Below are 23,885 nucleotides of genomic sequence, written 5' to 3'. Positions count from 1 at the left end.
ATCACAGGATGCCGAGGATGTCGCTTTCCTTCATGATCAACAGGTCTTCGCCGTCGATCTTGACTTCGGTGCCGGACCATTTGCCGAACAGAACCTTGTCGCCGGCCTTGACGGCCATCTCGATCAGTTCGCCGTTGTCCTTGCGCGCACCGGTGCCAACGCTGATGATCTCGCCCTCTGCGGGCTTTTCTTTTGCGGCTTCGGGGATGATCAGACCGCCTGCGGTTTTGTCGTCGCCTTCGATGCGGCGAACCAGAACGCGGTCATGAAGAGGGGTGAATGCCATCTGAAAGACCTTCCTTCGTTGATGTTTCAATTTCGTTAGCACTCACCCAAGGCGAGTGCTAGCGGGGTGTAGTTAGGGAGGGGAAGTGCAGCTGTCAACTGGTTTGCGTGTCGCAAAATCGTTTCACCGGCGGGTTAGCGTCACCGGCGGAATTGATAGATCACAAGGACCACTTTCATGTTTCGCACCCTGATGACAAGCGTGGCAGCCGCAGCCCTCGCAACACCGCTGCTGGCCGCAGGCCATGCCCCCCTGGTCGTGTCGACCGACGCGGCAACCGGCCCCGGTAGCCTGTCCGAGGCATTGGCACAGGCCAGCGCCGCGACCACGCCCACCACCATCCTGATCACGACAGAGGGCGACATCGCGCTGGACGCGACAGCAACCTATGACGGCGCGGCACCACTGACACTGATCGGTCGCGGGCAGACCCTGATGGCAAACGGCGATTTCACGCTGCTGGCCATTGCGCAGGGTGCTGATGTGACCATCCATGCGCTGAATTTCGCCGGGCCGGGTGGATTTGATATCGCAAACCAGTCCACCGGCACGCCGGGCAAGGGGATCTATGTCGGCGTCCCGCAGGATGCGACAGGTACCGTGACCCTGACCTTGCAGGACGTCACCGTGCGCGACGTGGCCGGACACGGTATCCACCTGTCGGATTGTTCACTGGCGGATGCCTGTGGCGCGGGCGCTGGTGGTGGTGGCGATGGATCGGCCGCCAGCATTTCCGTGATGCTGAACGGGGTGACCGTCGAAAACGCAGGCCATGGCAATTTCGACTCCGATGGCGTGCGGGTCGACGAGCGCGGCGATGGCGACATCATGTTTCACGCGAGCGCGTCGCGGTTCATCAGCGTCGGCGCCGACGGGGTCGAACTGGACGAAGGCGACGCAGGCGATGTGCGCGTGACCTCGATCGACAACCATTACGATCTGAACGGGAACTATTGCGATCCTGCCATGGTGGCCAGTTTCCTGCCCGATCCCGATGAGGGTGAATTCGAACCCGGCGTCCTGGCCGAGGCGGACGCCCCCGGACCGGTCACAGGATCGCCGGATGATCGCTGCATCGAACGCGAGGTCGATCTGCATGATGACGGGTCCATTGCCGAATATGCCTTTGGCATCGACCTGGACGACGGGTTTGACGTGGACGAGGCAGGTGACGGTTCGATCATCGCGACACTGACCGGCGGCCAGATCATGAACAACACCGACGAGGGATTGGATTTCGACGAGGCAGGTGACGGCGACATCACGCTGACGCTGGTGGGGGCCTTGGCCGAAGGCAACACCGATGATGCGATCAAGCTGTCCGAAGAGGATGCCGGCGACGTCAATGTGGTGGCCACGGCCATCACCGCGCGTGCCAACGGTGGCAAGGGCATCGTGCTGGAAGAGGCCGACGCGGGCGACCTTGCCCTGACGGGTGTCGACCTGTCCACCGAGGCAAACGACGATAGCGACGATACCGGCCTGGAACTGGTCCAAGAGGACGCGGGCGCAGGCAGCGCAACGCTGATCCGCGCCAACCTGTCCGACGGCATGGACCTGGACGGCGTCGCCCTGCCCTGACCCCACTTGCCCGCCGCACGCGGTGCGGCGGGCACACCACAATGCGCGCCGCCCACCCAAGCGCGTGCCGCGATCAGCCTTAGGCAGTTCACCATTTGTCAAAGGCCAGTGTTGGTGTCCGCCCCCCTTCCGCAGACGCTCTCGCCTTCGTCCACCGTGTGCGGCAGGCGACAAACCACTTGGTGCGGATCAGGCGCTGGCCGATCCTGGCGCGGCAACCTATGATCGCGAAAAATCGTCCGGGGCAGGATCACCGGACACCCCCAGCGAGCCGAGGCCAAGATGCGACAGTTGATTCCCCTGACCCTGATGGCCCTTGTCAGCGCAACGCAGGTCATTGCGGCCTGTGCAGGCGATGACGTGCGCACCCGCCTGTCAGCGGCGGAACGACTGGAGGTGACGACAGCCGCAGCGGCGACGCCCTACGGCAGCGGCACGATCTGGACCGCAACGCGCGGCGATGACCGGATCACCATCGCAGGCACAATGCACCTGTATGACCCCCGACTGGCCCCGATCGCAGCGCAATTGTCCCCCGCCATCACCGCAGCAGACCTTCTGCTGGTCGAGGCAGGTCCCGAGGAAGAGGCCGCAATGGCAGACGCCATCGCAAGCGACCCATCGCTGCTGTTCCTGACGGACGGGAATTCGCTGACCGACCTGATGGAGCCAGAAGCCTTTATCGCCTTGTCACGCGCGGTCGAGGCCCGCGGCCTGCCAGCGGCTGCGGCCGCACAGATGCAACCGTGGTATCTGTCGCTCACCCTTGCCATGCCGACCTGTGCGCTGGCGGACTTGCAACAGGGCCGCCAGGGCCTCGATGCGAAATTGATCGATATCGCGCTGGCAGCCGATATCGATGTTCAGGCTGTCGAACGCTGGGACACGATCTTTTCCCTGATGTCTGCCGACCCGATCGATGATCAGATTGATGCGCTGAACCTTTCGTTCATGCCAGAGGACCTCGCGAACGCGATGAACGCGACGATGCTCGACAGTTACTTTTCCGGCGAAATCGCCGAGCTGTGGGAACTGAGCCGCGTGGTCTCGCGTCAGGTTCCAGGCTTGGCACCGGAAGAGGCGGATACGCTGTTCGCCCAAATGGAAGACGACCTGCTGACCCGCCGCAACCTGGACTGGATGCCCGTTATCGCCAAAGCCGCAGAGGCGCATGACAACATCGTTCTGGCCGTCGGCGCGGGTCACCTGCCGGGCGCGCAGGGCGTGCTGCGCCTGCTGGAAACCGATGGCTGGACGATCACGCCGGGGCTCTAGTCGCCGACATCCCCCCAATCGGCCAGGGCCGTTCGTCCCGATGCGGTCAGATCATAGACTCCGCGCGACACCCGTGTGAACCAGCCATAATGGTTGGCGGCCATGATGGCCGTGGCATCCGGCACCTCGGCCCAATCCTTGATCCGGGCACCACCCGACGGGCCGTGCACCGCCAGAAACCGCGCGCAGGTGATCGCGTCCTGACGGTATCCGGTAATCAATCCGTGGCGCGTGGCACCGCCCGCGTTGGGGTCACCTTGCAACCGGTCGAACGCCTTCTTCAGGCGCTTGATCTTTTTGGGAGATTTGCGCGGGGTATAGTTGCCGGGGCTGGCGTGGGCTTCGACGAATCCGTCGCGCAGCCGCACCGACAGGACGCCCAGCCCCAGACGCCGGGCCAGTTTCACATTGGACGCGAACGGCTTGGCCTTGCCCCCGGCCGGTACTGCAACATAAACCGTGTCGCTCACGGCCAGCCGGTCCATCGCCTGATGAAACAGCGTCAGCGAAAACCCCAGCTTCAATTCGACAACGATGATTTCATCGCCCTTGCGCGCCACCAGATCAGCGGCGCCGACCTCTCCCTTGACGGTATATCCCTGCCCCATGAACCAGGCCTTGAGCGGCGGATACAGATCGCTTTCCCGTGCCATTGCACGCCCCCGTGACACCCGCGGCACTCCGACCTATAAGGCCCCAAATCCGCATTCCATGAGGCACATACCATGACCACCCTGATTTTCGGCCACAAGTCCCCTGACACCGATTCCACCGGATCGCCTCTGATCTGGGAATGGTTTCTGAACGACGCCGGTGTCGACGCAAAAGCCGTGCTGCTGGGGACGCCCAACACCGAGGCCGCATTCGTCATCGACCGTTGGGGCTTCGCACAGCCGGACATCATCGCGGATGTCGACGCAGGCCAGGCATGCGTCATTGTCGACACGAACAACCCAGCCGAACTGCCCGCCAGCATCAATGACGCAGATATCCGCGGCATCATCGACCACCACCTGCTGGTCGGCGGCATCAAGACCAAGGGCCCGATCGACATCACGATCCGCCCGCTGGCCTGCACCGCCACCATCATGCACCAGCTGATGGGCGACAAGGCCGCCACAATGCCCGAAGGCATCAAGGGCCTGATGCTGTCCTGCATCCTGTCCGACACGCTGCATTTCCGGTCGCCCACCACGACGCCGACCGACCGCGCATTGGCCGAACAACTGGCCACCGACCTCAACGTCGATATCGCGGCCTACGCTGACGAAATGTTCGCCGCCAAATCCGACGTCAGCGCGTTTTCGGATGCGGAACTGCTGCGCATGGATTCCAAGGAATACGAGGTCGACGGCACCAAGTTCCGCGTCAGCGTGCTGGAAACCACGTCGCCCAAGGCCGTGCTGGACCGCAAGGACGCCCTGATGGCCGCCATGCCCGCCGTGGCAGAGGAAGACGGCGTTGATCAGGTCCTGCTCTTTGTCGTGGACATTCTGAACGAAGAGGCCACGATGCTGTTGCCCAACGATCTGACCCGTGACGTGGCACGCGCCAGCTTTGACGCCAAGCCCGAGGGCGACACGGTCGTGTTGCCCGGCGTGATGAGCCGCAAGAAACAGATCATCCCGAACCTGAAGAAATAAGCGCAGCCAGCGCATCATCTTGCCTGAAATACTCCCGCCGGAGGCACCGATTTTTCGCGAAAAATCGGCCACCGCATCATGAAGAGGTCCCGCCACATGACACAGATCATCAACAGCTTTCTGGATGTGGCGGGCGATTACGACGCCGCCTTTGTCGACCTGTGGGGCTGCATGCACGACGGAATCAGGGCGCATCCCGCGGCCGTGACGGCGATGCAGGATTATCGCCGCGCGGGCGGGCGGGTCATCCTGGTGACCAATTCGCCACGTCCCTGGTCGTCGGTGCACAAACAGATCAACAGTATGGGCGTGCCTGACGATGCGTTCGACGCGATCGCGACATCAGGCGACTCGGCCCGGGCAGCCATGTTCAAGGGGGCCGTCGGGTCCAATGTCTGGTTCATCGGAGAGGACCACGACGCAGCTTTCTTCAAGCCGATGGATATCCTCGACGACCCGATGACCATCAACCGCGTCCCGCTGGACGAGGCGGATGGGATCGTATGCTGCGGCCCGTTCGACCCGATGGCCCATCCCGACACCTACCGCCCGCAATTCCTCGCAGCCAAGCAGCGCAGTCTGAAGTTGCTCTGTGCCAACCCTGATATCGTGGTCGACCGCGGTGAGACGCGCGAATGGTGCGCGGGCGCGCTGGCACAGCTTTATACGGAAATGGGTGGCGAAAGCCTGTATTTCGGCAAGCCGCATCCCCCGATCTACGATCTGGCACGCCGCAGGCTGGCACAGATCGACCCCGAGGTGGACAAATCGCGGATCATCTGCATCGGCGACGGTATCCGGACCGACGTTCTGGGCGGCCAGCAAGAAGATCTGGACACGCTGTTCATCACGGGCGGTCTGGCCGCAGCAGAGACGCTGACTGAAACCGCTGGACCCGATCCCGATGCGCTGTCGCGCTACCTCGATGCCGAAATGGTTTCGCCAACATTCTCGATTGGACACCTGCGCTAGACCAAAGTGCCCATCAAGCCTTGACGCAACAAAGTTTCGTGGTAGTTACACGTCATAGCTTTTTATTGCGTGATGGATGATGGATATGCTGGACAACATGCCCCGTGGGACAATCGTCATCGAGGATATCGAGGTCGGCATGGTCCGGTCCCTGCGCAAGGTGGTGACCGACGCGGACATCGAGATGTTCGCGCAGGTCACAACTGACCATAACCCGGTGCATCTGGACGACGATTATGCGCAGGACACGATCTTTGCCGGGCGTATCGCGCATGGCATGCTGACCGCCGGGCTGATTTCCGCCGTGATCGGCGAACAGCTACCGGGGCACGGCACCGTCTACATGGGGCAGACGCTGAAATTCCTGGCCCCGGTGCGCCCGGGCGACATGGTGCTGGCCGAGGTCGAGGTGACGGCCATCGACTATTCCCGACGGCGCGTGACAATGGAAACACGCTGTCTGGTGGATGGTCAAAAGGTCCTGACCGGCGAGGCGACTGTTTTGGCCCCTTCGGGCAAGTTCGACTAACTTGCGCTGACCCCGCGCGCGCGATACGCCTCGCACATGCGCATCATCAGAGACACACTTTATATCGATCCGGCCGACCGCGGTGCTGCTGCGGCCGTCGGTAACTTTGACGGTGTCCACCTGGGGCATCGCGCGGTGATCGACATTGCACGCGCGGCCGCACAGGCGGCTGGCGCGCCGCTGGGCGTGATGACCTTCGAGCCGCATCCGCGCCAGCTGTTTGCGCGGGACGCAGCACCGTTTCGGCTGATGAACGCCGCAGCCCGTGCCGAGGCGCTGGGAAAACTGGGCGTGGAAAAACTCTACGAGGTGCCTTTCAACCCGGCGCTTGTGGCACTGACGCCCAGAGAGTTCGCGCAAAGGATCATACACGACAGGCTGGGTCTGGCCCATGTGGTCGTGGGGCAGGATTTCTGTTTCGGCAAGGACAGGGCCGGGACGGCGCAGGACCTGACGGACTTTGGCGCAGAGATGGGGTTCGGTGTGACAGTCGTGCCGATGGTCAAGAACGACGACGGGCGCATCAGTTCGACCGCGATCCGTACGGCGCTGACCGATGGGCGCCCGCGCGATGCGGCTGCCATGTTGGGCCACCGCCACCGCATCGTGGGCGAGGTCATTCGCGGTGACCAGCGCGGGCGCGATCTGGGATACCCCACCGCAAACATGAGCATCGCCGGACTGCATCCTCCGAAATTCGGCGTCTATGCCGTGGTCGTCGACGTCCATGAGGGTCCACATGCTGGCAGCTATCACGGTGCGGCCTCGATCGGGGTGCGGCCGATGTTCGGTGAAAACCTGCCCAATTGCGAAACATTCCTGTTTGATTTCAAGGGCGACCTTTACGGTGCCGAAATCTCGGTCGGGCTGGTGGAATACCTGCGCGGCGAAGAAAAGTTCGACAGCCTTGATGCGCTGATCACCCAGATGGACGCCGATTGCGCCCGTGCGCGGGACATCCTGACCAATGGCTGAAATCACGCGCACCGGCCTGCGGCCGCGGTTCTGGGAAAACGTGCCCATGGCCAAGATGACCCGCCCGGAGTGGGAGGCCCTGTGCGACGGCTGCGGCAAATGCTGCCTGAACAAGCTGGAGGACGAGGACACCGGCGAAGTCGCGCTGACCCGCGTCGCCTGCCGGCTGCTGGATAACGAAAGCTGTTTGTGCAGCCAATATCCGGTGCGCCACCAGTTCGTGCCGGAATGCATCGTGCTGACCCCGAAAACCATTGCGGACAACATGTACTGGTTGCCACAGACCTGCGCCTACCGGTTGCTGACCGAAGGCCGCAAACTGTATGACTGGCACCCGCTGATCAGCGGCGATGCCGACAGTCCGCACACCGCCGGCGTCACCATGCGCGGCGAGACCCTGTCCGAGTGGGAAGTCGCGGACGAAGACTGGGAAGACCACATCATCGAGGAGCCGACCTGATGTTCTTTGCCTCTGACAACGGCGGGCCTGCCCACCCCAATGTCATGCGCGCCCTGATGCGCGCCAACGACGGCTATGCCAGCGCCTATGGTGCCGACCCGATCATGGAAGAGGTCCGCGCCCAGATTCGCGAGATTTTCGAGGCACCGCAGGCAGCGGTCTATCTGGTGGCGACCGGCACGGCGGCCAATGCGCTGACACTCGCGGCGCTGTGCAATCCCTGGCAGACGGTGTTCTGCACCCCGATGGCCCACATCCAGGAGGATGAATGCAACGCCCCCGAATTTTTCACCGGAGGTGCCAAGCTGACGCTGGTCGAGGCTGTCGCGGCCAAGATGACGCCCGATACCCTCCGCCGCGCGATCATGGCCGAGGAAACGCGTGGGGTGCACGGCCCGCAACGCGGCCCCGTCAGCATCACGCAAGCCACCGAAAAAGGCACGGTCCACAGTTGCGCCGAAATCGCGGCACTTTCGGCGGTCGCGCATGAATACGGGCTGAAGGTGCATCTGGACGGTGCACGGTTTGCCAATGCCCTCGTGGCGCTGGACTGCACCCCTGCCGAAATGACGTGGAAGGCCGGCGTCGATGCCGTCTGTTTCGGTGGCACGAAAAACGGTCTGCTGGGTGTGGAGGCCTGCGTTTTTTTTGACCCGGCCGATGCCGCCACGTTCGAACTGCGACGCAAGCGGGGCGCACATCTGTTTTCCAAGCACCGCTACCTGTCGGCGCAGATGCAGGCCTATCTGTCGGGCGATCTGTGGCTGGACATGGCGCGTAGCGCAAATGCCCGTGGTCAGCGGCTGCTGCGCGGTTTGCAGCAAATGCCCCATGTGCAGGTCCTGTTTGATCCACCCGCGAACCTGCTGTTCTTTGACGCGCCGCGTGCGGTTCACGCCAGGGCGCTGAACGGCGGGGCGCTCTACTATGTGATGGGCGGCGATCCCCATGTCGGTGACCCCGAAGAGATGCTGACCGGACGGCTGGTCGCCGACTGGTCAGGCGACGATCAGGCGGTGGACGATCTGCTCGACCTGCTGCGCGCCTAGAGAAGTGCCGCCACCGCCTTTGGGTGGGTCAGCGGTGCCATATGACCTGCACCGGCGATGATATGGGACTGCGTCTGCGGGATCACCCGCGCAATGGTTTCGTGGATTTCGGCCATGATCGGCTGACAGACTTCACCGCGAATCAGCGTGACTGGCACCCGCACCTGCGGCAAACGTGCGGCGACGTCATGAATGTCGTCCTCGATGGCCGGGGCAGCCGCCAGCACAAGCGGCATTCCGGCGGCCATTGCCTGTTTGACTTGCTGTTTCAGCGCGCCCCAGCCCCCCATGCCATAGGCTGCGTGAAACTTGCGCGCCGCGGCATCGGGATCACCGGATGAGAGCGCGGACCTGATCGCGCGGAACGTGGCAAGATGGGCCTGCATCGCATCGGTCCCGGTGGCCAGCGCAAAGAACACAGGCTCGATCAAGGTCAGTCGCGTGACGAGGTCCGGCCTTTCGACCGCCAGACGCAACGCGATGGTACCACCAAAGGAGTGTCCGATCACATGCATGGGCCGCGTTACCAGCGGCAGAATCGCGTTCAGATTGGCGGTCTGATAGTCGCCCTGCCCGTCCCAATCAGGGCTTTGGCCGTGGCCAAGCAGGTCTGGCAGGACCGCACGCAACCCTGCGGCCTGCGCCAGCGGCAACAGCGCCTCGTGTCGGGCCAACGAGCAATGCAGCATCAGCGTATCGGGCGAATGTCCGGTCCAGCCGGTATGCAGCGCCACCATCAGATGCGACCTGCGAGGTGCGCCTCCAGGTCGGTCAGACGGTCCTCGCCCCAGAAACGCTCGTCGCCGTCGGTGATAAAGAACGGCGCGCCGAAAACGCCCAGGCGCACAGCCTCTTCGGTATTACGATGATAGGTCTCTGCACCGGTCAACAACCCGCTGTCAGCGAGGCTGGCGGGGAAACCGGCCGCAGTCAGACAATCCCGGATCACATCATCCGAGGCGATGTCGCGGTCTTCGGACCAGCAGGCGCGGGTGATCCCTGCCACGAGCGCCGCCATGTCGCCGGATCCATCCGCCTGCGCGGCAATGATTGCGTAGGATGACGGTGCAGGATTGGTGGGAAAAAACGCTGGTTTTTCCTTCATCGGGAGGCCTGTCATCATGGCACGCCGCCGCATGTCCTGCAGCCGGTAGGCCTGCCTGTTCGGGTGGCGTTCCGCTGGCGGCTGGCCCCCCGTGCGCGAAAAGACATTCATCAGGTCCATCGGCCTGTAGGTCAGCGTCGCGCCGTGCGCGGTGGTAATTTCGGCAGGGCGCACACCACAAAGGTAGGTGTAGGGGCTGATCGTTGCGAAATAGTAGTCGACATGGGCCATTGCGCCGTCTCCGGGTGCGGGGGATGTTTTCGCGACGGTAGCGGTGTGCTAGGCGGTGTCAACGCAGCGATTCCTGCCGCTGCCAGCGCAAAGGACCGCCCTGCATGCCCACATCCCATGAACCCAAACTGATTTCCGGCAATGCCAACCGCCCCCTGACCGAGGCCATCGCCCAGCGGATGAGCCTGCACCGTGGCATTGACGTCGGTCTGGTCGATGCACGGGTCGAGCGTTTCAACGACGGCGAAATCTTTGTCGAGGTGTTCGAGAACGTGCGCGGCGAGGACATGTTCGTGGTCCAGCCCACGTCAAATCCTGCGAATGACAATCTGATGGAGCTGATGATTATCGCGGATGCCCTGCGCCGGTCTTCCGCCGCACGCATCACGGCCGTGATGCCCTATTTCGGCTATGCGCGTCAGGACCGCCGCAGCAAGGCGCGGACGCCGATTACCGCCAAACTGGTGGCAAACCTGCTGGTCGAGGCCGGGATCGAGCGCATCCTGACGCTGGACCTGCACGCGACGCAGATACAGGGGTTTTTCGATATTCCCGTCGACAACCTCTATGCCAGCCCGATCTGGGCGCTGGATGCGATGCACCATTTCAAGGATCGCATGGACGAGGTGATGGTCGTGTCACCCGATGTGGGTGGCGTGGCCCGTGCCCGCGACCTTGCGCAGCGTATCAACGCGCCTCTGTCCATCGTCGACAAACGGCGCGGAAAACCCGGTGAAGTCGCCGAAATGACGGTCATCGGTGACGTCAAGGACCGTGTCTGTCTGATCGTCGACGACATCGTCGATACCGCTGGCACCCTGTGCAAGGCGGCGCAGGTGTTGATGGATAACGGCGCAAAGGAAGTGCATTCCTACATCACGCATGGCGTCCTCTCCGGCCCGGCGATCGAACGGATCAGCAAATCGGTCATGACGAACCTCGTCATCACGAACACGATCCAGCCGACCGCTGCTGTGCTGGCCTGCCCGCAGATCCGTATCGTGAACACGGCACCTGTCTTTGCACAGGCGATTCTGAACACGTGGAACGGCACCAGCGTGTCGTCGCTGTTTAATCACAAGACGCTCAAGCCAATCTACGAGGGCGTCTACAGCGGTTGATCAGATGTCCCAGGCATCCTCTGACCGGAGGGTGCCTATTGCCATCCAAGCAACTCGCACGCGGGCGACCTGCGTGTCGCCCCATGTCCGGAACACGACATCGAAACCGTCACGCGCAATGTTTTCGGACGTGATATCGACGCGACTGTTCGCGGAATTGGAAATATCCCACATCGACAGCGACACATGAACCAGCGGCGTATCTGCGTAAAGCTCGCCGAAATTGACGCGCTGCCGCGTGACGCGTGGCCCCTCGCCCGTCCACATGGCCCCGTCGTCCTCGAAATCAGAGAATAGTACGAGATCGCCCTGATCAATGCCGACGGCATTATTTTCAATTCTGCGCATCAAATGTCACTTAATGTAAATTACCACTGACTTGCACGACAATCTGCATGAATTGAGGCGATTGTGCAGCAAAAAGGGGCCAGCAATGCCAGCCCCTCTTTTGAATTGTCCGTTATCAGTCGGATCAGCCAAAATTCGACTGCTTTGGATCCAGACCGATATGCGTGCCGATTGCGACCATATCAGCGATCAGGCGCGCCGCGTCGTCGACGGGTCCGGGTTCGTTTTCGATGGTTTTCGCCTTTTGCATTTCTGCGTGGGCGTCCTCCATCATCTTGTTGAACACCTCTTGCGTCATTTCGGAACGCGGCAGAGCTGATTCAGCCAGAACCGACACCGATGTTGCCGTGATTTCGGCAAAGCCACCGACCACGACATATTCATCGGACCCGCCACTGTGCACGACGGTCATGATACCGGGGCGCAACGTGGTGATGGTCGGCGCATGGTTGGCCATGGCCGTCAGGTCGCCGTCCGCACCGGGGATGCGAACTTCAGTTGCCTCGACCGACGCCAGACGGCGCTCGGGCGAGACAAGGTCGAATTGCAGGTTGTCTGCCATGTCGGCTCCTTACGCGGCGTCGGCCGCCATTTTCTCTGCCTTGGCTTTCACTTCGTCGATGCCGCCGACCATGTAGAACGCACCTTCGGGCAGGTGGTCATACTCGCCGGCAACGACAGCCTTGAAGGACGCGATCGTGTCCTCGAGGGCAACCTGAACGCCCGGCGAACCGGTGAACACCTGTGCCACGTCGAACGGCTGCGACAGGAAGCGCTCGATCTTGCGGGCACGGGCCACGGCCAGTTTGTCGTCCTCGGACAGTTCGTCCATGCCGAGAATGGCGATGATGTCCTGCAGCGACTTGTAGCGCTGAAGCACCTGCTGCACGTCATTGGCAACCTTGTAGTGCTCTTCGCCGACAATGCCGGGATCAAGCAGACGCGAGGTGGAATCGAGCGGGTCAACGGCCGGGTAGATACCCTTTTCCGAAATCGCACGGTTCAGAACCGTCGTTGCGTCAAGGTGGGCAAAGGAGGTTGCCGGTGCAGGGTCGGTCAAGTCGTCGGCCGGCACGTAGATGGCCTGAACGGAGGTGATCGAACCGTTTTTGGTCGAGGTAATGCGTTCCTGCATTGCACCCATGTCAGTGGCCAGCGTCGGCTGGTAGCCCACGGCAGAGGGGATACGACCCAGAAGTGCGGACACCTCGGAACCGGCCTGCGTAAAGCGGAAGATGTTGTCCACAAAGAACAGCACGTCCGTACCGGACTGGTCGCGGAACTGTTCGGCCATCGTCAGACCGGACAGGGCAACACGCATACGCGCACCGGGAGGCTCGTTCATCTGACCGTAGACCAGGGCCACTTTGGACTTGGTCAGATCTTCGGCGTTGATGACGCCGGATTCGATGAATTCGTAATACAGGTCATTGCCTTCGCGGGTACGCTCACCCACGCCAGCGAACACGGAATAGCCCGAGTGCACCTTGGCGATGTTGTTGATCAGTTCCTGAATGAGAACCGTCTTGCCCACACCAGCACCACCGAACAGACCGATTTTACCGCCCTTGGCGTAAGGGGCCAGCAGGTCGATGACCTTGATACCGGTCACCAGCACCTCGGAAGTGGTGGACTGTGCTTCGAACGAAGGCGCTTCGGCATGGATCGAACGACGCTCTGTTGTCTCGATCGGACCTTTTTCGTCAACGGGGGCGCCGACGACGTTCATGATGCGACCCAGCGTTGCATCACCGACGGGGACGGTGATGGTTTCGTCCATGTCGGTCACTTCCTGACCGCGGACCAGACCTTCGGTCGCGTCCATCGCGATGCAGCGTACGGTGTTTTCACCAAGGTGCTGCGCGACCTCGAGGATCAGCTCTTTGCCGTTGTTGTCCGTCTTGAGCGCGTTCAGGATCTCCGGCAGGTGATCATCGAACTGCACGTCCACGACGGCGCCAATCACCTGGGTGATCTTGCCTTTTGCGTTAGCCATAATGGTTCTCCGGGTTCGTTACAGCGCTTCCGCGCCGGAAATGATTTCGATCAGCTCGTTGGTGATGACGGCCTGGCGCGAGCGGTTGAATTCGATGGTCAGGTCGTCGATCATCTCTCCTGCGTTGCGGGTCGCGTTGTCCATGGCGGACATCCGCGCGCCTTGCTCCGAGGCCGCGTTTTCCAGCAGCGCCGCAAAGATCTGCGTTGCCACGCCACGCGGCAGCAGGTCGGCAAGGATCGCCTCTTCGCCGGGCTCGTAGTCGTAGAGCGTGTTCGACGCGTCGCTGACGTTGGCGTCAGCGACCTCTTCGAACTTGGCAGGGATGATCTGCTGAGCCGTCGGATGCTGGCTGACGACGTTTTCAAAGCGCGCAAAGAAGATCGTAGCGACATCGAATTCCTCGTTGTCGAAACGTGCCAGCACGTCCTTGGCGATGCCCTGCGCATCGGCGTAACCGACCCGCTTGACGTCTGTCATATCGACGTGGCCGACGAACAACTCGCCCAGATCACGGCGCAGGGCGTCACGACCTTTCTTTCCAACGGTCAGGACCTTGACGGTCTTGCCTTCACCCTTGAGCCGGGTGGCGTGCTGACGTGCAAGCTTGGCGATGTTGGCGTTGAAACCACCACACAGACCGCGCTCTGCCGTCATCACAATCAGCAGATGCGTCTGATCGCTGCCCGTTCCGGCCAGCAGTTTCGGCGCAGCGGGCGAACCCTCTGCGGCCTGCGACAGACCAGCCATCACTGCGTTGAACCGTTCCGTGTAGGGACGCGCAGCTTCGGCAGCATCCTGTGCCCGCCGCAGTTTCGCGGCGGCCACCATCTGCATGGCCTTGGTGATCTTGCGGGTCGATTTGACCGACGCGATCCGGTTTTTAAGGTCCTTGAGACTAGGCAAAACCTAAACTCCTCTCTCGAGCTGAATTACGCGAAGTCCTTGGCGAACGATTCAATAGCGTCCTTCAGTTTGGCTTCGGCATCGCCCTTGATCTTGGGGTCCTCGTTCGTGATGAAATCCAGCACGTCACGCTTGTTGGTGCGCATGTGGTTCAACAGACCGGCCTCGAATTTGCCGACCTGATCGACGGGCAGTTTGTCAAGGAAACCGTTGGTGCCGGCGTAGATCACGGTGACGATCTCTGCGTTGGTCAGCGGCGAATACTGCGGTTGCTTCATCAGTTCGGTCAGGCGTGCACCACGGTTCAGCAGACGCTGGGTTGCGGCATCAAGGTCGGAGCCGAACTGGGCGAATGCAGCCATTTCCCGGTACTGCGCCAGTTCCAGCTTGACCGGACCAGCGACGGATTTCATCGCGTTGGTCTGGGCGGCAGAACCAACCCGCGACACCGACAGACCGGTGTTCACAGCCGGACGGATACCCTGGAAGAACAGTTCGGTTTCCAAGAAGATCTGACCGTCGGTGATCGAAATCACGTTGGTCGGAATAAACGCGGACACGTCGCCACCCTGGGTTTCGATGATCGGCAGTGCGGTCAGCGAACCTGCGCCGTTGTCTTCGTTCAGCTTGGCCGAACGCTCCAGCAGGCGGGAGTGGAGGTAGAAAACGTCACCCGGATAGGCTTCACGGCCCGGCGGACGACGCAGCAGCAGCGACATCTGACGATAGGAAACGGCCTGCTTGGACAGGTCATCGTAAATGATCAGGGCATGCTTGCCGTTATCGCGGAAATACTCGGCCATCGCGGTGGCGGAATAGGGTGCGAGGTACTGCATCGGAGCAGGCTCGGACGCGGTGGCTGCGACGACGGTGGTGTATTCGATCGCACCGGTCTCTTCGAGCTTTTTCACCAGCTGGGCAACGGTCGAACGTTTCTGACCGATTGCAACGTAGATGCAGTACAGCTTCTCGGAATCGTCCTTGGCCGCGTCGTTGTACGACTTCTGGTTCAGGATGGTATCGAGTGCGACAGCGGTTTTACCGGTCTGACGGTCGCCAATGATCAACTCGCGCTGGCCACGGCCAATCGGGATCATGGCGTCGATGGATTTCAGGCCTGTTGGCATCGGCTCGTGCACGGATTTACGAGGGATGATGCCTGGCGCCTTCACGTCGGCCACGCGACGCTCAGAGGCGTTGATTTCGCCCTTGCCGTCCAGCGGGTTGCCCAGACCGTCGACAACGCGCCCCAGCAGTTCGGGACCAGCGGGCACGTCCACGATGGATTTCGTGCGCTTGACGGTGTCGCCTTCCTTGATGTCGCGGTCAGAGCCGAAGATCACGACGCCGACGTTGTCGGTTTCGAGGTTCAGCGCCATGCCGCGGATACCGCCGGGGAATTCGACCATTTCGCCGGCCTGGACGTTGTCCAGACCGTGAACGCGGGCAATACCGTCACCCACGGACAGAACGCGGCCCACTTCGGCGACTTCGGCGTCTTGGCCAAAGTTCTTGATCTGATCCTTGAGGATCGCAGAGATTTCAGATGCTTGGATCGCCATTTATCCGGCCTCTTTCATGTTGTTCTGGAGTGCATTGAGCTTGGAGCGGATCGAGGTATCGATCATCTTGGAGCCCACTTTGACAATAAGACCGCCGATAATGGCGGGGTCGACGGTTTCGTCGATGGTGACGGACTTGCCGAACTGGTCGGACAGTGTTTTCACCAGCTTCTCGCTTTGACCCTTGGTCAGGGCCTTGGCGGTAATCACTTCGGCAGTTACTTCGCCACGCTCCTCGGCGAGCATGTCGCGCAGGGTGGTCAGAATGCCGGGCAGCACGAACAGACGACGCTTGTCAGCCAGCAGGCCAAGAAGGTTCGACATCGTGTCGGACAGTTTCATTTTTGCAGCCACCGCGCGGATTGCGGCGAATTGCTGATCGCGACCGTAGATCGGCGAATGGATCAGATCACGCAGGTCTGCGCTGTCGTTCAATGCGGCCTGAAGCGCGACCACGTCACCCTCCATGACCTTGAACTCGTTGCCGTCTTTGGCCAGTTCAAACACCGCGAGCGCATAGCGCTTGGCGATACCTTGAGAAATCGAAGCTGGTTCGGACACGTCCACCCTTCCGATCAAAGGCCCGCGAATCCGCTAGGGACCATGCAGGCATTAAGGTTTTACCCAAAAACGAAGCGTTGGGCCGTAAAAGTCAGCGCGGATGTAACAGAGGTGTGCGTGGTCCGCAACTCTGACAAGCGCCGCATATTATGGGTTTCGTCCAAAGAATTTCCGCGCGCATGTCACGCGGGTGCGGGCTGGTGGTCATGCACACGCTGCGGACGCTTAATTCTGACCGCCGTGCCGCCACCCGGCATGGGTGCATGGGATTTACCGGCCTCGACGATCAGCACCCCGCCGCCTGCCAGCCAGGGGATCTTGTGACCGGCCCGTTCGAGAAAGGCCGCCGTCTTGCGCCAGAGCGCCCGTTGCGATGGCGGTTGATACAGGGCTGCGGTCGCATGTCGCACCATGAACCCATGCGCGCGCAGCTGATCGTCCAGCTGGCCGGTCAGGTAGGGACGGCCGAATCCAAACGGCGTGCGGTCCGACCGCGCCCACATGCCCGCCCGGTTCGGCACGATGAAAACCGCACTGCCCCCCGGCCCCAGCACGCGATGGCATTCGGACAAGACCCCTGCCGGGTGGTCAGAGGTTTCCAGCCCGTGCATCACGACGAGCTTGTCCACCATGCCCGTCGGCAGCGGCCAGTGGGTGTCATCACACAGGACCGATACGTTTTTTTCGCCTGCCGGCCAGGGCATCACGCCCTGCGGCCCCGGCATCAACCCGATGACGCGGCGGGCATCCGGCAGATAGGGCCGCAGCAGCGGAACGGCAAAACCGTAACCTGCGACGGTCTGGCCCTTTGCCTCTGGCCAGATTCGCACCAGTTCATCACGTATGACACGCTGCGCAGCCCGGCCAAGGGCGCTTCGGTAATAGAAGCGGCGCAGGTCCAGAACGTCGAGGTGCATCGGATGGCGGTCCTGTTTAGGGTCACGTCATTCTAGCAAGAACAAAGGTAAGTAGACCATGCCCGTTGAACTGATCACCGTCCCGTGTCTTTCGGACAACTATGCCTATGTGATTCATGACCGCGCGACGGGCGACACGGCTGTCGTCGATGTGCCAGAGGCCGCCCCGATCCGGGCAGCACTGACCGCGCGCGGCTGGACGCTGACCGATATCCTGCTGACCCACCACCACGACGATCACGTGCAGGGCGTCGCCGAACTGCGAGGCGGATGCCGTGTCATTGGCGCGGCGGCGGATGCGCACCGCCTGCCCGAACTGGATTTGGCCGTATCCGACGGCGACACGTTCACCGTGCTGGGATCCGATGTCGACGTGCTGGACGTGTCGGGGCACACCATCGGGCACATCGCATTTCACATGCCGTTGGAAAAGCTGTTGTTCACCGGCGACAGCCTGATGGCGATGGGATGTGGCCGCCTGTTCGAGGGCACCCCCGCCCAGATGTGGGACAGCCTGCAAAAACTGCGGGGGTTCGACCCGGCCACGCAGGTCTGTTCGGGTCACGAATACACGATGACCAATGCGCGCTTTGCCGCATCTCTTGAACCCGGCAATCCAGCGATTAACTCTAGATACGAAGCGACACGGCAGGCGCGTGAAAACGGCCATGCGACTGTGCCGTCGCTTTTGTCGCTGGAATTGGACACCAACCCTTTCCTGCGGGCCGACGATCCGAATTTGGCGCAAGCGTTGAACATGTCGGATTCACAACCTGCCGAAATTTTCGCCGAAATCCGCGGTCGGCGTGACCGCGTCTAGGCAAAAGAGACGACCATGTCCGGTGTTCACGGCACGTCAGTGAATTTGTGAACATCATATGACAGAAAAATCTTGAAGGTTGGCCAAATTCGTCTGACCTTGGAAACACAGGCAAACGCGGCATCCCGTCCGCGCTCGAGAAAAGGAGCACAGCCGTGCCATCATTTTCCGCAACGCTCGAACAGTCCATTCATGGCGCACTTGCGCTGGCAAATGCGCGCCGCCATGAACTCGCCACGCTAGAGCACCTCTTGCTCGCGTTGATCGACGAACCCGACGCCGTGCGCGTCCTCAAGGCGTGTTCCGTCGACCTTGATGAACTGCGCAAGGATCTGGAAGATTTCATCTCTGACGATCTGTCGACGCTGGAAACCGACGTAGAAGGGTCCGAGGCGGTGCCGACCGCCGCGTTCCAGCGCGTCATCCAGCGGGCCGCGATCCACGTGCAATCGTCCGGCCGTAACGAAGTGACGGGTGCCAACGTGCTGGTCGCCATTTTTGCGGAACGCGAATCCAACGCGGCCTATTTCCTGCAGGAACAGGACATGACCCGCTACGATGCGGTGAATTTCATCGCGCATGGCGTGGCCAAGGATCCGGCCTACGGCGAATCCCGTCCCATCACCGGCGCGACCGAACAGGAAGACGAGAGCGTCACCGATGGCGACGGCAAGGAAACCGCGCTGGAAAAATACTGCGTCGATCTGAATGCCAAGGCCGGCAAGGGCGATGTCGATCCGCTGATCGGTCGCGCCCACGAGGTCGAACGCTGCATCCAGGTGCTGTGCCGCCGCCGCAAGAACAACCCGCTGCTGGTGGGTGATCCCGGCGTGGGCAAGACCGCAATCGCCGAAGGTCTCGCCTTCAAGATAGTCAATGGCGAAGTGCCCGAAGTGCTGGCAGGTGCCACGATCTTCAGCCTCGACATGGGCGCATTGCTGGCCGGTACACGGTATCGCGGCGATTTCGAGGAACGCCTGAAGGCCGTGATGACCGAGATGGAGAATCACAAGGATGCGGTTCTGTTCATCGACGAAATCCACACGGTCATCGGGGCCGGTGCGACCTCTGGCGGCGCGATGGACGCGTCCAACCTGCTGAAACCTGCGTTGCAGGGTGGCAAGCTGCGCTGCATGGGGTCCACGACCTACAAGGAGTTCCGTCAGCATTTCGAAAAGGACCGTGCATTGTCACGCCGGTTCCAGAAAATCGACGTCAACGAGCCTTCGGTCGAGGATGCCGTCAAGATCCTGCGCGGCCTCAAGCCCTATTTCGAAGAGCATCACAACGTCAAATACACGGCCGATGCGATCCGCACCGCTGTGGAACTGGCGGCGCGTTACATCAACGACCGCAAGCTGCCGGACAAGGCAATCGACGTGATCGACGAGGCGGGTGCCAGCCAGCAGCTGATCCCCGAATCCAAGCGTCGCAAGACCATCGGCGTCAAGGAAATCGAGAACGTCGTTGCCAAGATTGCGCGTATCCCGCCCAAGAACGTCACCAAGGACGATGCCGAGGTTCTCAAGGATCTCGAAAAGTCGCTCAAGCGGGTGGTGTTCGGTCAGGACAAGGCGATCGAGGCGCTGTCCTCTGCCATCAAACTGGCCCGTGCCGGCCTGCGCGAACCCGAAAAGCCAATCGGCAACTACCTTTTCGCGGGCCCGACTGGTGTCGGCAAAACCGAGGTGGCGAAACAACTGGCGGACACGCTGGGTGTGGAACTGATCCGGTTCGACATGTCCGAGTACATGGAGAAACACGCGGTTTCGCGTCTGATCGGTGCACCTCCGGGCTATGTGGGATTCGATCAGGGCGGGATGCTGACCGACGGTGTCGACCAGAACCCACATTGCGTGCTGCTGCTGGACGAAATGGAAAAGGCGCATCCGGATGTCTACAACATCCTGTTGCAGGTCATGGACCACGGGAAACTGACCGACCACAACGGCCGGACCACCGATTTCCGCAACGTGATCCTGATCATGACCTCGAACGCCGGTGCCGCAGAGATGGGCAAGAATGCCATGGGCTTCGGCCGCGAAACCCGCGAGGGCGAGGATACGGCGGCGATTGAACGGATCTTTACGCCGGAATTCCGCAACCGTCTGGACGCGATCATCAGCTTTGGCGCGCTGCCCAAGGAAGTGATCATGAAGGTTGTCGACAAGTTCGTCCTCCAGCTTGAGGCGCAGTTGATCGACCGGAACGTTCACATCGAACTGACGCCCAAGGCCGCCGAATGGCTGGCAGACAAGGGCTATGATGTGAAAATGGGTGCGCGTCCGCTGGGCCGCGTCATTCAGGAAAACATCAAGAAGCCGCTGGCCGAGGAACTGTTGTTCGGCAAACTGGTCAAGGGCGGACTGGTCAAGGTCGGCGTCAAGGATGGCGAACTGGAGCTGCGGTTCGAAGAGCCGGAGCAAGGCAAGATTGCCGGAAAGAAGCCACCCCTGCTGACGGCCAAATGATCCGGCTTGCGACCATTGCGATATTGTCCCTCGCAGCCAAATCGGCTGCGGGGGATTTTTCATTGGCGCAGCCGATAGACTGTGATCTTGGCATCGACTGCCACATTCAGCAGGTCGTGGATCACGACCCGACGGCAGGCGCGTCTGATTTTCGCTGCGGCAGCCTGACCTATGACGGGCACAAGGGCACGGATTTCGCCCTGCCATCGCTGGCGGCACAGGCCGCTGGCGTGGCCGTGCTGGCCGCAGCCGACGGTGTGGTCACAGGGGTGCGCGACGGCATGGCAGACGCCTTGCAAGTCGACGCGACGGCCCCGGACGTATCCGGGCGGGAATGCGGGAATGGTATTGTCATCAGTCACGAAAACGGCTGGGAGACCCAGTATTGCCACTTGGCCCAGGGGTCGATCAGTGTCTCCAACGGCGACCTGGTTACTGCTGGCACCCCGTTGGGGCAGGTCGGCCTGTCAGGTCAGACCCAGTTTCCACACTTGCACCTGTCTGTCCGGCAGAACGGTCAGGTCGTTGATCCCTACGATCCTGATGGCGTCATCAGTTGCGACGCCCCCGAACAGGACTGGTTGTGGTCGGATGTCACGCCAACGCCCCCCGGCGGAATCATCGCAGCCGGTTTCAGCGACGCCGTACCTTCCTATGACGCGATCAAGGCGGGCAACGCTGCAGCCGATGATCTGACGACGACCTCTGATGCGTTGGTGCTGTGGGGATATATGTTCGGCGCGCGCGCGGCCGACGAGCTGCGCCTGACGATTATCGGCCCGGACATGAAACCGATATTCGAAAATGTTCAGACCCTCGAACGGACACAGGCGCAGCTGTTCCGGGCAGGCGGCAGACGCACGCCGCCCGGTGGCTGGCAACCGGGCCTGCATATTGGTCTGGTCGAGTTGTTCCGCGACGACCGACGTCTGGCAGTCCTGAAATCCGAAATCGTGCTGAATTAACGCTCTGTCAGTTTCAGCTCGATCCGGCGGTTCTGTGCGCGGGCCTCGGGCGTATCGGCGCTGTTGATCGGCTGAAATTCCCCGAACCCGTTTGCCGCCAACCGGGTCGGAGGAATACCCAGAAAATCCTCCATGTAGCGGACGACCGACAGGGCGCGCGCCTGGCTCAGTTCCCAGTTATCCAGAAACTCGCCTTGGCCGGACAGGGGGACATTGTCCGTATGGCCATCGACGCGGATGATCCAGTCGATGCTGTCGGGAATATCGGATGCGATCTGGCGCAAAAGGCTGGCGACATTCGCGATCTCGCCGCGGCCCTGGGGCGAGAGCGTGGCCGATCCGGGGTTGAACAGCACCTCTGACGAGAACACGAAACGGTCGCCCTCGATCCGAACGCCAGCCAGCCCCTCGACAGCCTCGCGCACCTGACCAAAGAAATCCGACCGGAACCGTTCGAGGTTTTGCGCCTCGGCGGCGAGGCGGGCCGCCTCGGCCTCGAGCCGGGTACGCTCCGCCTCTTCCAGTGCACGGCGGCGGCGTTCTTCGGCAGCGACGCGCGCCAGCGCGGTGTTCAGCTGTGCGCCCAGCTGCTCGATCTGCACATCGGCGTCCTGACTGTCCTGATTGGCGACGTTCAACAGGGATTGCAGCGTACCCACCTGCGTGCGCAGGGCCGCCACCTGTTCGTTCAACAGGGCGGTCTGGCGCTGCGCCTCGGCGCTTTGTGCCTCTTCCTCGCTCAGGCGGCGATTGGCCTCGGCCAGCGCGGCGGACTGCTGGTCTGCCAGATTCTCGGCATCGGTGCGCGCGGCAAGTGCGGCGGCCAGACGCGCGTTGATGTCTGCCTGTTCCTGATCATCGACCGTTGTCGTCTCGCGCAGCGCGTTCACCTGTGCGGACAATTCATCCCGCGCCAGCAACGCTTCGGCCAGACGATCCTCGAGGGTTGCAGAACGAGCGCCTGCGTTTTCTGCCTGCGTTTCAGCGGCCTGCTGCGCCAGGATGGCTGCTGCCAGTTGCGCCTGAATGTCGTCCAGTTGCGCCGCCCCATCGGCAAGTGCGGCGTCGAGTGCAGCGCGCGCGCTGTCCAGTTCCGCTTCGGTCTGTCGCCCTGCGATCGCGGCAGCCGCCAACCGTGCGGTCAGGTCCTCTGCCTGCGCCTGACTGGCATCCAGCGCCGCCCGGGCCGCATCCAGTTCGGCGGCCGTGCTTTCCTGTAGCGCCAATGCCGCAACCAGCCGGGCATCCAGATCATCGCCCTGCGAGAGCGCCGCCGACAGATCGCCTTCGGCCTGCTGCTGGGCCAGAAGGGCAGCGGACAGGTTCATGTCCAACTCGTCGCGTGCAGCCCGCGTCGCGGCCAACAGTGTCAGGGTTTCCTCGGCCTCACGGCGCTGTTCCTCAAGCGCGAGAGTCATCGCCGTCAGTTCCGCATCAGCATCCGACAAACGCTGCCGCAACGCCTCGGCCGCCGCGGCATCCGCCAGTTGTGCTGCCTCCAGATCGGAAATCTGGGTGCCCTGGTCGGCGGTCTGACGTTCCAGATCGGCTATCATCGCCTGCAATGCCTCGCGTCGGGCAGCGGCGAGGCGCGCTGCCTCGGCCTGGGCGTCGACCTCGTCACGGGCCGTCGCAAGGGCGAGGTTCAACTGTTCCTGTTCGCTGAGCAGCGCAGCTTCGCGGTTTTGCAGGTCATCGACCTGGGCCGTCAGATCGCTGCGCTGTGCGAGCAGGCCCGCGACCTGTGCCTCGAATCCGGTAATGGTGTTTTGTGCGGCAACCAGCGCGTCAGCAGCCGCGTCGCGTTCACCGATCAAGGCTGCGATCCGGCTGGCCTGCGCATCGGCGGTTTCACTGGCCAGATCAAGGTCGGCGGTCAACGTCGCCGTCAGCGATTGTTCAAGGCCCAGCGCCGTCGTCAGTGACGCGATCTGTCCTGCCAGTTCATCCAGTTGCGTCGCCTGACCACTGATCGTTTCGCGCAGAACGAACTGGATCACCATAAAGATCGTGAGGACGAACATCAGAACCAGCAACAGCCCCGTCATCGCATCCACGAAACCGGGCCAAATCGTCGAATTCATCCGTTGACTGCGGCGCGACAAGGCCATG

The 23,885-nt window shown here is 61.9% G+C and carries 24 protein-coding genes; 12 read left to right on the top strand and 12 right to left on the bottom strand.

The annotated features are described in order from the left end of the window. Position 1: 1 nt before the first annotated feature. The gene (locus tag BMX27_RS03415; RefSeq protein WP_056032489.1) at positions 2-286 is read right to left on the bottom strand and encodes a co-chaperone GroES; all 285 of its coding nucleotides are present in this window, start codon (positions 284-286) and stop codon (positions 2-4) included. Positions 287-463: 177 nt separating this feature from the next. On the opposite strand from BMX27_RS03415, the gene BMX27_RS03410 reads away from it, so the two are divergent. Both BMX27_RS03410 and BMX27_RS03405 read left to right on the top strand, forming a co-directional pair. Then, on the top strand, positions 464-1,867 hold the full coding sequence (locus BMX27_RS03410) for a hypothetical protein (RefSeq protein ID WP_090158461.1): 1,404 nt from the start codon (positions 464-466) through the stop codon (positions 1,865-1,867). A gap of 282 nt (positions 1,868-2,149) precedes the next feature. Beyond that, the gene (locus tag BMX27_RS03405) at positions 2,150-3,142 is read left to right on the top strand and encodes a TraB/GumN family protein (RefSeq protein WP_090158460.1); all 993 of its coding nucleotides are present in this window, start codon (positions 2,150-2,152) and stop codon (positions 3,140-3,142) included. Here BMX27_RS03405 and BMX27_RS03400 read toward each other — a convergent pair. After that, positions 3,139-3,795 carry a DUF2161 domain-containing phosphodiesterase gene (locus tag BMX27_RS03400; protein ID WP_090158459.1) on the bottom strand — a complete coding sequence of 219 codons (657 nt, stop codon included), beginning with the start codon at positions 3,793-3,795 and terminating at the stop codon, positions 3,139-3,141. The two genes, BMX27_RS03405 and BMX27_RS03400, sit on opposite strands and share 4 nt — an antisense overlap. Positions 3,796-3,867: 72 nt before the next feature. Between BMX27_RS03400 and BMX27_RS03395 the strand changes: the two genes are divergently transcribed. From BMX27_RS03395 to BMX27_RS03370, 6 genes are all read left to right on the top strand, one after another. Continuing rightward, complete coding sequence (locus BMX27_RS03395; RefSeq protein ID WP_090158458.1) at positions 3,868-4,785, top strand: manganese-dependent inorganic pyrophosphatase; 918 nt, start codon at positions 3,868-3,870, stop codon at positions 4,783-4,785. 96 nt (positions 4,786-4,881) lie between these two features. Further along, positions 4,882-5,757 (top strand): TIGR01459 family HAD-type hydrolase, encoded by an 876-nt coding sequence (locus BMX27_RS03390; protein WP_090158457.1) that lies wholly within the window; start codon positions 4,882-4,884, stop codon positions 5,755-5,757. A gap of 85 nt (positions 5,758-5,842) precedes the next feature. Next, positions 5,843-6,286: a MaoC family dehydratase gene (locus BMX27_RS03385; protein ID WP_090158456.1), complete on the top strand. Its 444-nt coding sequence runs from the start codon at positions 5,843-5,845 to the stop codon at positions 6,284-6,286. Positions 6,287-6,322: 36 nt separating this feature from the next. After that, the gene (locus BMX27_RS03380; protein WP_090158455.1) at positions 6,323-7,261 is read left to right on the top strand and encodes a bifunctional riboflavin kinase/FAD synthetase; all 939 of its coding nucleotides are present in this window, start codon (positions 6,323-6,325) and stop codon (positions 7,259-7,261) included. Further along, the gene (locus tag BMX27_RS03375; RefSeq protein WP_090158454.1) at positions 7,254-7,721 is read left to right on the top strand and encodes a YcgN family cysteine cluster protein; all 468 of its coding nucleotides are present in this window, start codon (positions 7,254-7,256) and stop codon (positions 7,719-7,721) included. Before BMX27_RS03380 ends, BMX27_RS03375 begins: the two co-directional genes overlap by 8 nt. Next, entirely contained in the window at positions 7,721-8,770 is a 1,050-nt protein-coding gene (locus BMX27_RS03370) for a threonine aldolase family protein (RefSeq protein ID WP_090158453.1), read from the top strand. The genes BMX27_RS03375 and BMX27_RS03370 overlap by 1 nt, the downstream gene beginning before the upstream one ends. Here BMX27_RS03370 and BMX27_RS03365 read toward each other — a convergent pair. Beyond that, the gene (locus BMX27_RS03365; RefSeq protein WP_090158452.1) at positions 8,767-9,507 is read right to left on the bottom strand and encodes an alpha/beta fold hydrolase; all 741 of its coding nucleotides are present in this window, start codon (positions 9,505-9,507) and stop codon (positions 8,767-8,769) included. The two genes, BMX27_RS03370 and BMX27_RS03365, sit on opposite strands and share 4 nt — an antisense overlap. After that, on the bottom strand, positions 9,507-10,106 hold the full coding sequence (locus BMX27_RS03360; protein WP_090158451.1) for a 2-hydroxychromene-2-carboxylate isomerase: 600 nt from the start codon (positions 10,104-10,106) through the stop codon (positions 9,507-9,509). Before BMX27_RS03360 ends, BMX27_RS03365 begins: the two co-directional genes overlap by 1 nt. Before the next feature lie 104 nt (positions 10,107-10,210). Between BMX27_RS03360 and BMX27_RS03355 the strand changes: the two genes are divergently transcribed. Next, on the top strand, positions 10,211-11,227 hold the full coding sequence (locus BMX27_RS03355; RefSeq protein WP_090158450.1) for a ribose-phosphate pyrophosphokinase: 1,017 nt from the start codon (positions 10,211-10,213) through the stop codon (positions 11,225-11,227). On the opposite strand, the gene BMX27_RS03350 is transcribed toward BMX27_RS03355, so the two are convergent. The 7 genes from BMX27_RS03350 to BMX27_RS03320 all read right to left on the bottom strand — a co-directional run bounded on the left by BMX27_RS03350 (position 11,228) and on the right by BMX27_RS03320 (position 17,517). Then, positions 11,228-11,575: an H-type lectin domain-containing protein gene (locus BMX27_RS03350; protein ID WP_090158449.1), complete on the bottom strand. Its 348-nt coding sequence runs from the start codon at positions 11,573-11,575 to the stop codon at positions 11,228-11,230. It abuts the gene before it with no gap. A gap of 124 nt (positions 11,576-11,699) precedes the next feature. Then, on the bottom strand, positions 11,700-12,137 hold the full coding sequence (locus BMX27_RS03345; protein WP_090158448.1) for a F0F1 ATP synthase subunit epsilon: 438 nt from the start codon (positions 12,135-12,137) through the stop codon (positions 11,700-11,702). 9 nt (positions 12,138-12,146) lie between these two features. Continuing rightward, a complete protein-coding gene (gene atpD / locus BMX27_RS03340; RefSeq protein WP_090158447.1) occupies positions 12,147-13,571 on the bottom strand; it encodes a F0F1 ATP synthase subunit beta in 1,425 nt (474 codons plus the stop codon). Between the two features lie 18 nt (positions 13,572-13,589). After that, a complete protein-coding gene (locus BMX27_RS03335; RefSeq protein ID WP_090158446.1) occupies positions 13,590-14,477 on the bottom strand; it encodes a F0F1 ATP synthase subunit gamma in 888 nt (295 codons plus the stop codon). 26 nt (positions 14,478-14,503) lie between these two features. Continuing rightward, complete coding sequence (gene atpA / locus BMX27_RS03330; RefSeq protein ID WP_090158445.1) at positions 14,504-16,039, bottom strand: F0F1 ATP synthase subunit alpha; 1,536 nt, start codon at positions 16,037-16,039, stop codon at positions 14,504-14,506. Continuing rightward, entirely contained in the window at positions 16,040-16,600 is a 561-nt protein-coding gene (locus BMX27_RS03325) for a F0F1 ATP synthase subunit delta (protein ID WP_177172633.1), read from the bottom strand. A 182-nt stretch (positions 16,601-16,782) separates the two neighbouring features. Then, positions 16,783-17,517: a class I SAM-dependent methyltransferase gene (locus BMX27_RS03320; RefSeq protein WP_090158443.1), complete on the bottom strand. Its 735-nt coding sequence runs from the start codon at positions 17,515-17,517 to the stop codon at positions 16,783-16,785. 58 nt (positions 17,518-17,575) lie between these two features. Here BMX27_RS03320 and gloB point away from each other — a divergent pair, with 58 nt between their 5' ends. The 3 genes from gloB (at position 17,576) to BMX27_RS03305 (ending at position 21,773) form a co-directional block, all read left to right on the top strand. Then, positions 17,576-18,337 (top strand): hydroxyacylglutathione hydrolase, encoded by a 762-nt coding sequence (gene gloB / locus BMX27_RS03315; protein WP_090158442.1) that lies wholly within the window; start codon positions 17,576-17,578, stop codon positions 18,335-18,337. Positions 18,338-18,492: 155 nt separating this feature from the next. Next, positions 18,493-20,808: an ATP-dependent Clp protease ATP-binding subunit ClpA gene (gene clpA, locus BMX27_RS03310; protein ID WP_090158441.1), complete on the top strand. Its 2,316-nt coding sequence runs from the start codon at positions 18,493-18,495 to the stop codon at positions 20,806-20,808. A 62-nt stretch (positions 20,809-20,870) separates the two neighbouring features. After that, on the top strand, positions 20,871-21,773 hold the full coding sequence (locus BMX27_RS03305) for a M23 family metallopeptidase (protein ID WP_256212380.1): 903 nt from the start codon (positions 20,871-20,873) through the stop codon (positions 21,771-21,773). On the opposite strand, the gene BMX27_RS03300 is transcribed toward BMX27_RS03305, so the two are convergent. Beyond that, complete coding sequence (locus BMX27_RS03300) at positions 21,770-23,884, bottom strand: peptidoglycan -binding protein (protein ID WP_090158439.1); 2,115 nt, start codon at positions 23,882-23,884, stop codon at positions 21,770-21,772. The genes BMX27_RS03305 and BMX27_RS03300 overlap by 4 nt on opposite strands. Position 23,885 lies beyond the last annotated feature (1 nt).

Origin of the sequence: Loktanella sp. DSM 29012, from assembly GCF_900110705.1 — a bacterium.
GTDB classification, from domain to species: Bacteria; Pseudomonadota; Alphaproteobacteria; order Rhodobacterales; family Rhodobacteraceae; genus Loktanella; species Loktanella gaetbuli.
The sequence above is the reverse complement of the archived record's forward strand: the minus strand, read 5'-3'. Positions and strand labels throughout refer to the sequence as shown.

Coding starts and splice junctions, on each gene's coding strand:
- BMX27_RS03365 (WP_090158452.1), bottom strand. CDS start 9,507: ATGGTGGCGCTGCATACCGGCTGGACCGGACATTCGCCCGATACGCTG.
- BMX27_RS03355 (WP_090158450.1), top strand. CDS start 10,211: ATGCCCACATCCCATGAACCCAAACTGATTTCCGGCAATGCCAACCGC.
- BMX27_RS03370 (WP_090158453.1), top strand. CDS start 7,721: ATGTTCTTTGCCTCTGACAACGGCGGGCCTGCCCACCCCAATGTCATG.
- BMX27_RS03405 (WP_090158460.1), top strand. CDS start 2,150: ATGCGACAGTTGATTCCCCTGACCCTGATGGCCCTTGTCAGCGCAACG.
- gloB (WP_090158442.1), top strand. CDS start 17,576: ATGCCCGTTGAACTGATCACCGTCCCGTGTCTTTCGGACAACTATGCC.
- BMX27_RS03400 (WP_090158459.1), bottom strand. CDS start 3,795: ATGGCACGGGAAAGCGATCTGTATCCGCCGCTCAAGGCCTGGTTCATG.
- atpA (WP_090158445.1), bottom strand. CDS start 16,039: ATGGCGATCCAAGCATCTGAAATCTCTGCGATCCTCAAGGATCAGATC.
- BMX27_RS03390 (WP_090158457.1), top strand. CDS start 4,882: ATGACACAGATCATCAACAGCTTTCTGGATGTGGCGGGCGATTACGAC.
- BMX27_RS03375 (WP_090158454.1), top strand. CDS start 7,254: ATGGCTGAAATCACGCGCACCGGCCTGCGGCCGCGGTTCTGGGAAAAC.
- BMX27_RS03415 (WP_056032489.1), bottom strand. CDS start 286: ATGGCATTCACCCCTCTTCATGACCGCGTTCTGGTTCGCCGCATCGAA.
- BMX27_RS03345 (WP_090158448.1), bottom strand. CDS start 12,137: ATGGCAGACAACCTGCAATTCGACCTTGTCTCGCCCGAGCGCCGTCTG.
- BMX27_RS03350 (WP_090158449.1), bottom strand. CDS start 11,575: ATGCGCAGAATTGAAAATAATGCCGTCGGCATTGATCAGGGCGATCTC.
- BMX27_RS03385 (WP_090158456.1), top strand. CDS start 5,843: ATGCTGGACAACATGCCCCGTGGGACAATCGTCATCGAGGATATCGAG.
- BMX27_RS03360 (WP_090158451.1), bottom strand. CDS start 10,106: ATGGCCCATGTCGACTACTATTTCGCAACGATCAGCCCCTACACCTAC.
- BMX27_RS03320 (WP_090158443.1), bottom strand. CDS start 17,517: ATGCACCTCGACGTTCTGGACCTGCGCCGCTTCTATTACCGAAGCGCC.
- atpD (WP_090158447.1), bottom strand. CDS start 13,571: ATGGCTAACGCAAAAGGCAAGATCACCCAGGTGATTGGCGCCGTCGTG.
- BMX27_RS03380 (WP_090158455.1), top strand. CDS start 6,323: ATGCGCATCATCAGAGACACACTTTATATCGATCCGGCCGACCGCGGT.
- BMX27_RS03410 (WP_090158461.1), top strand. CDS start 464: ATGTTTCGCACCCTGATGACAAGCGTGGCAGCCGCAGCCCTCGCAACA.
- BMX27_RS03395 (WP_090158458.1), top strand. CDS start 3,868: ATGACCACCCTGATTTTCGGCCACAAGTCCCCTGACACCGATTCCACC.
- BMX27_RS03300 (WP_090158439.1), bottom strand. CDS start 23,884: ATGGCCTTGTCGCGCCGCAGTCAACGGATGAATTCGACGATTTGGCCC.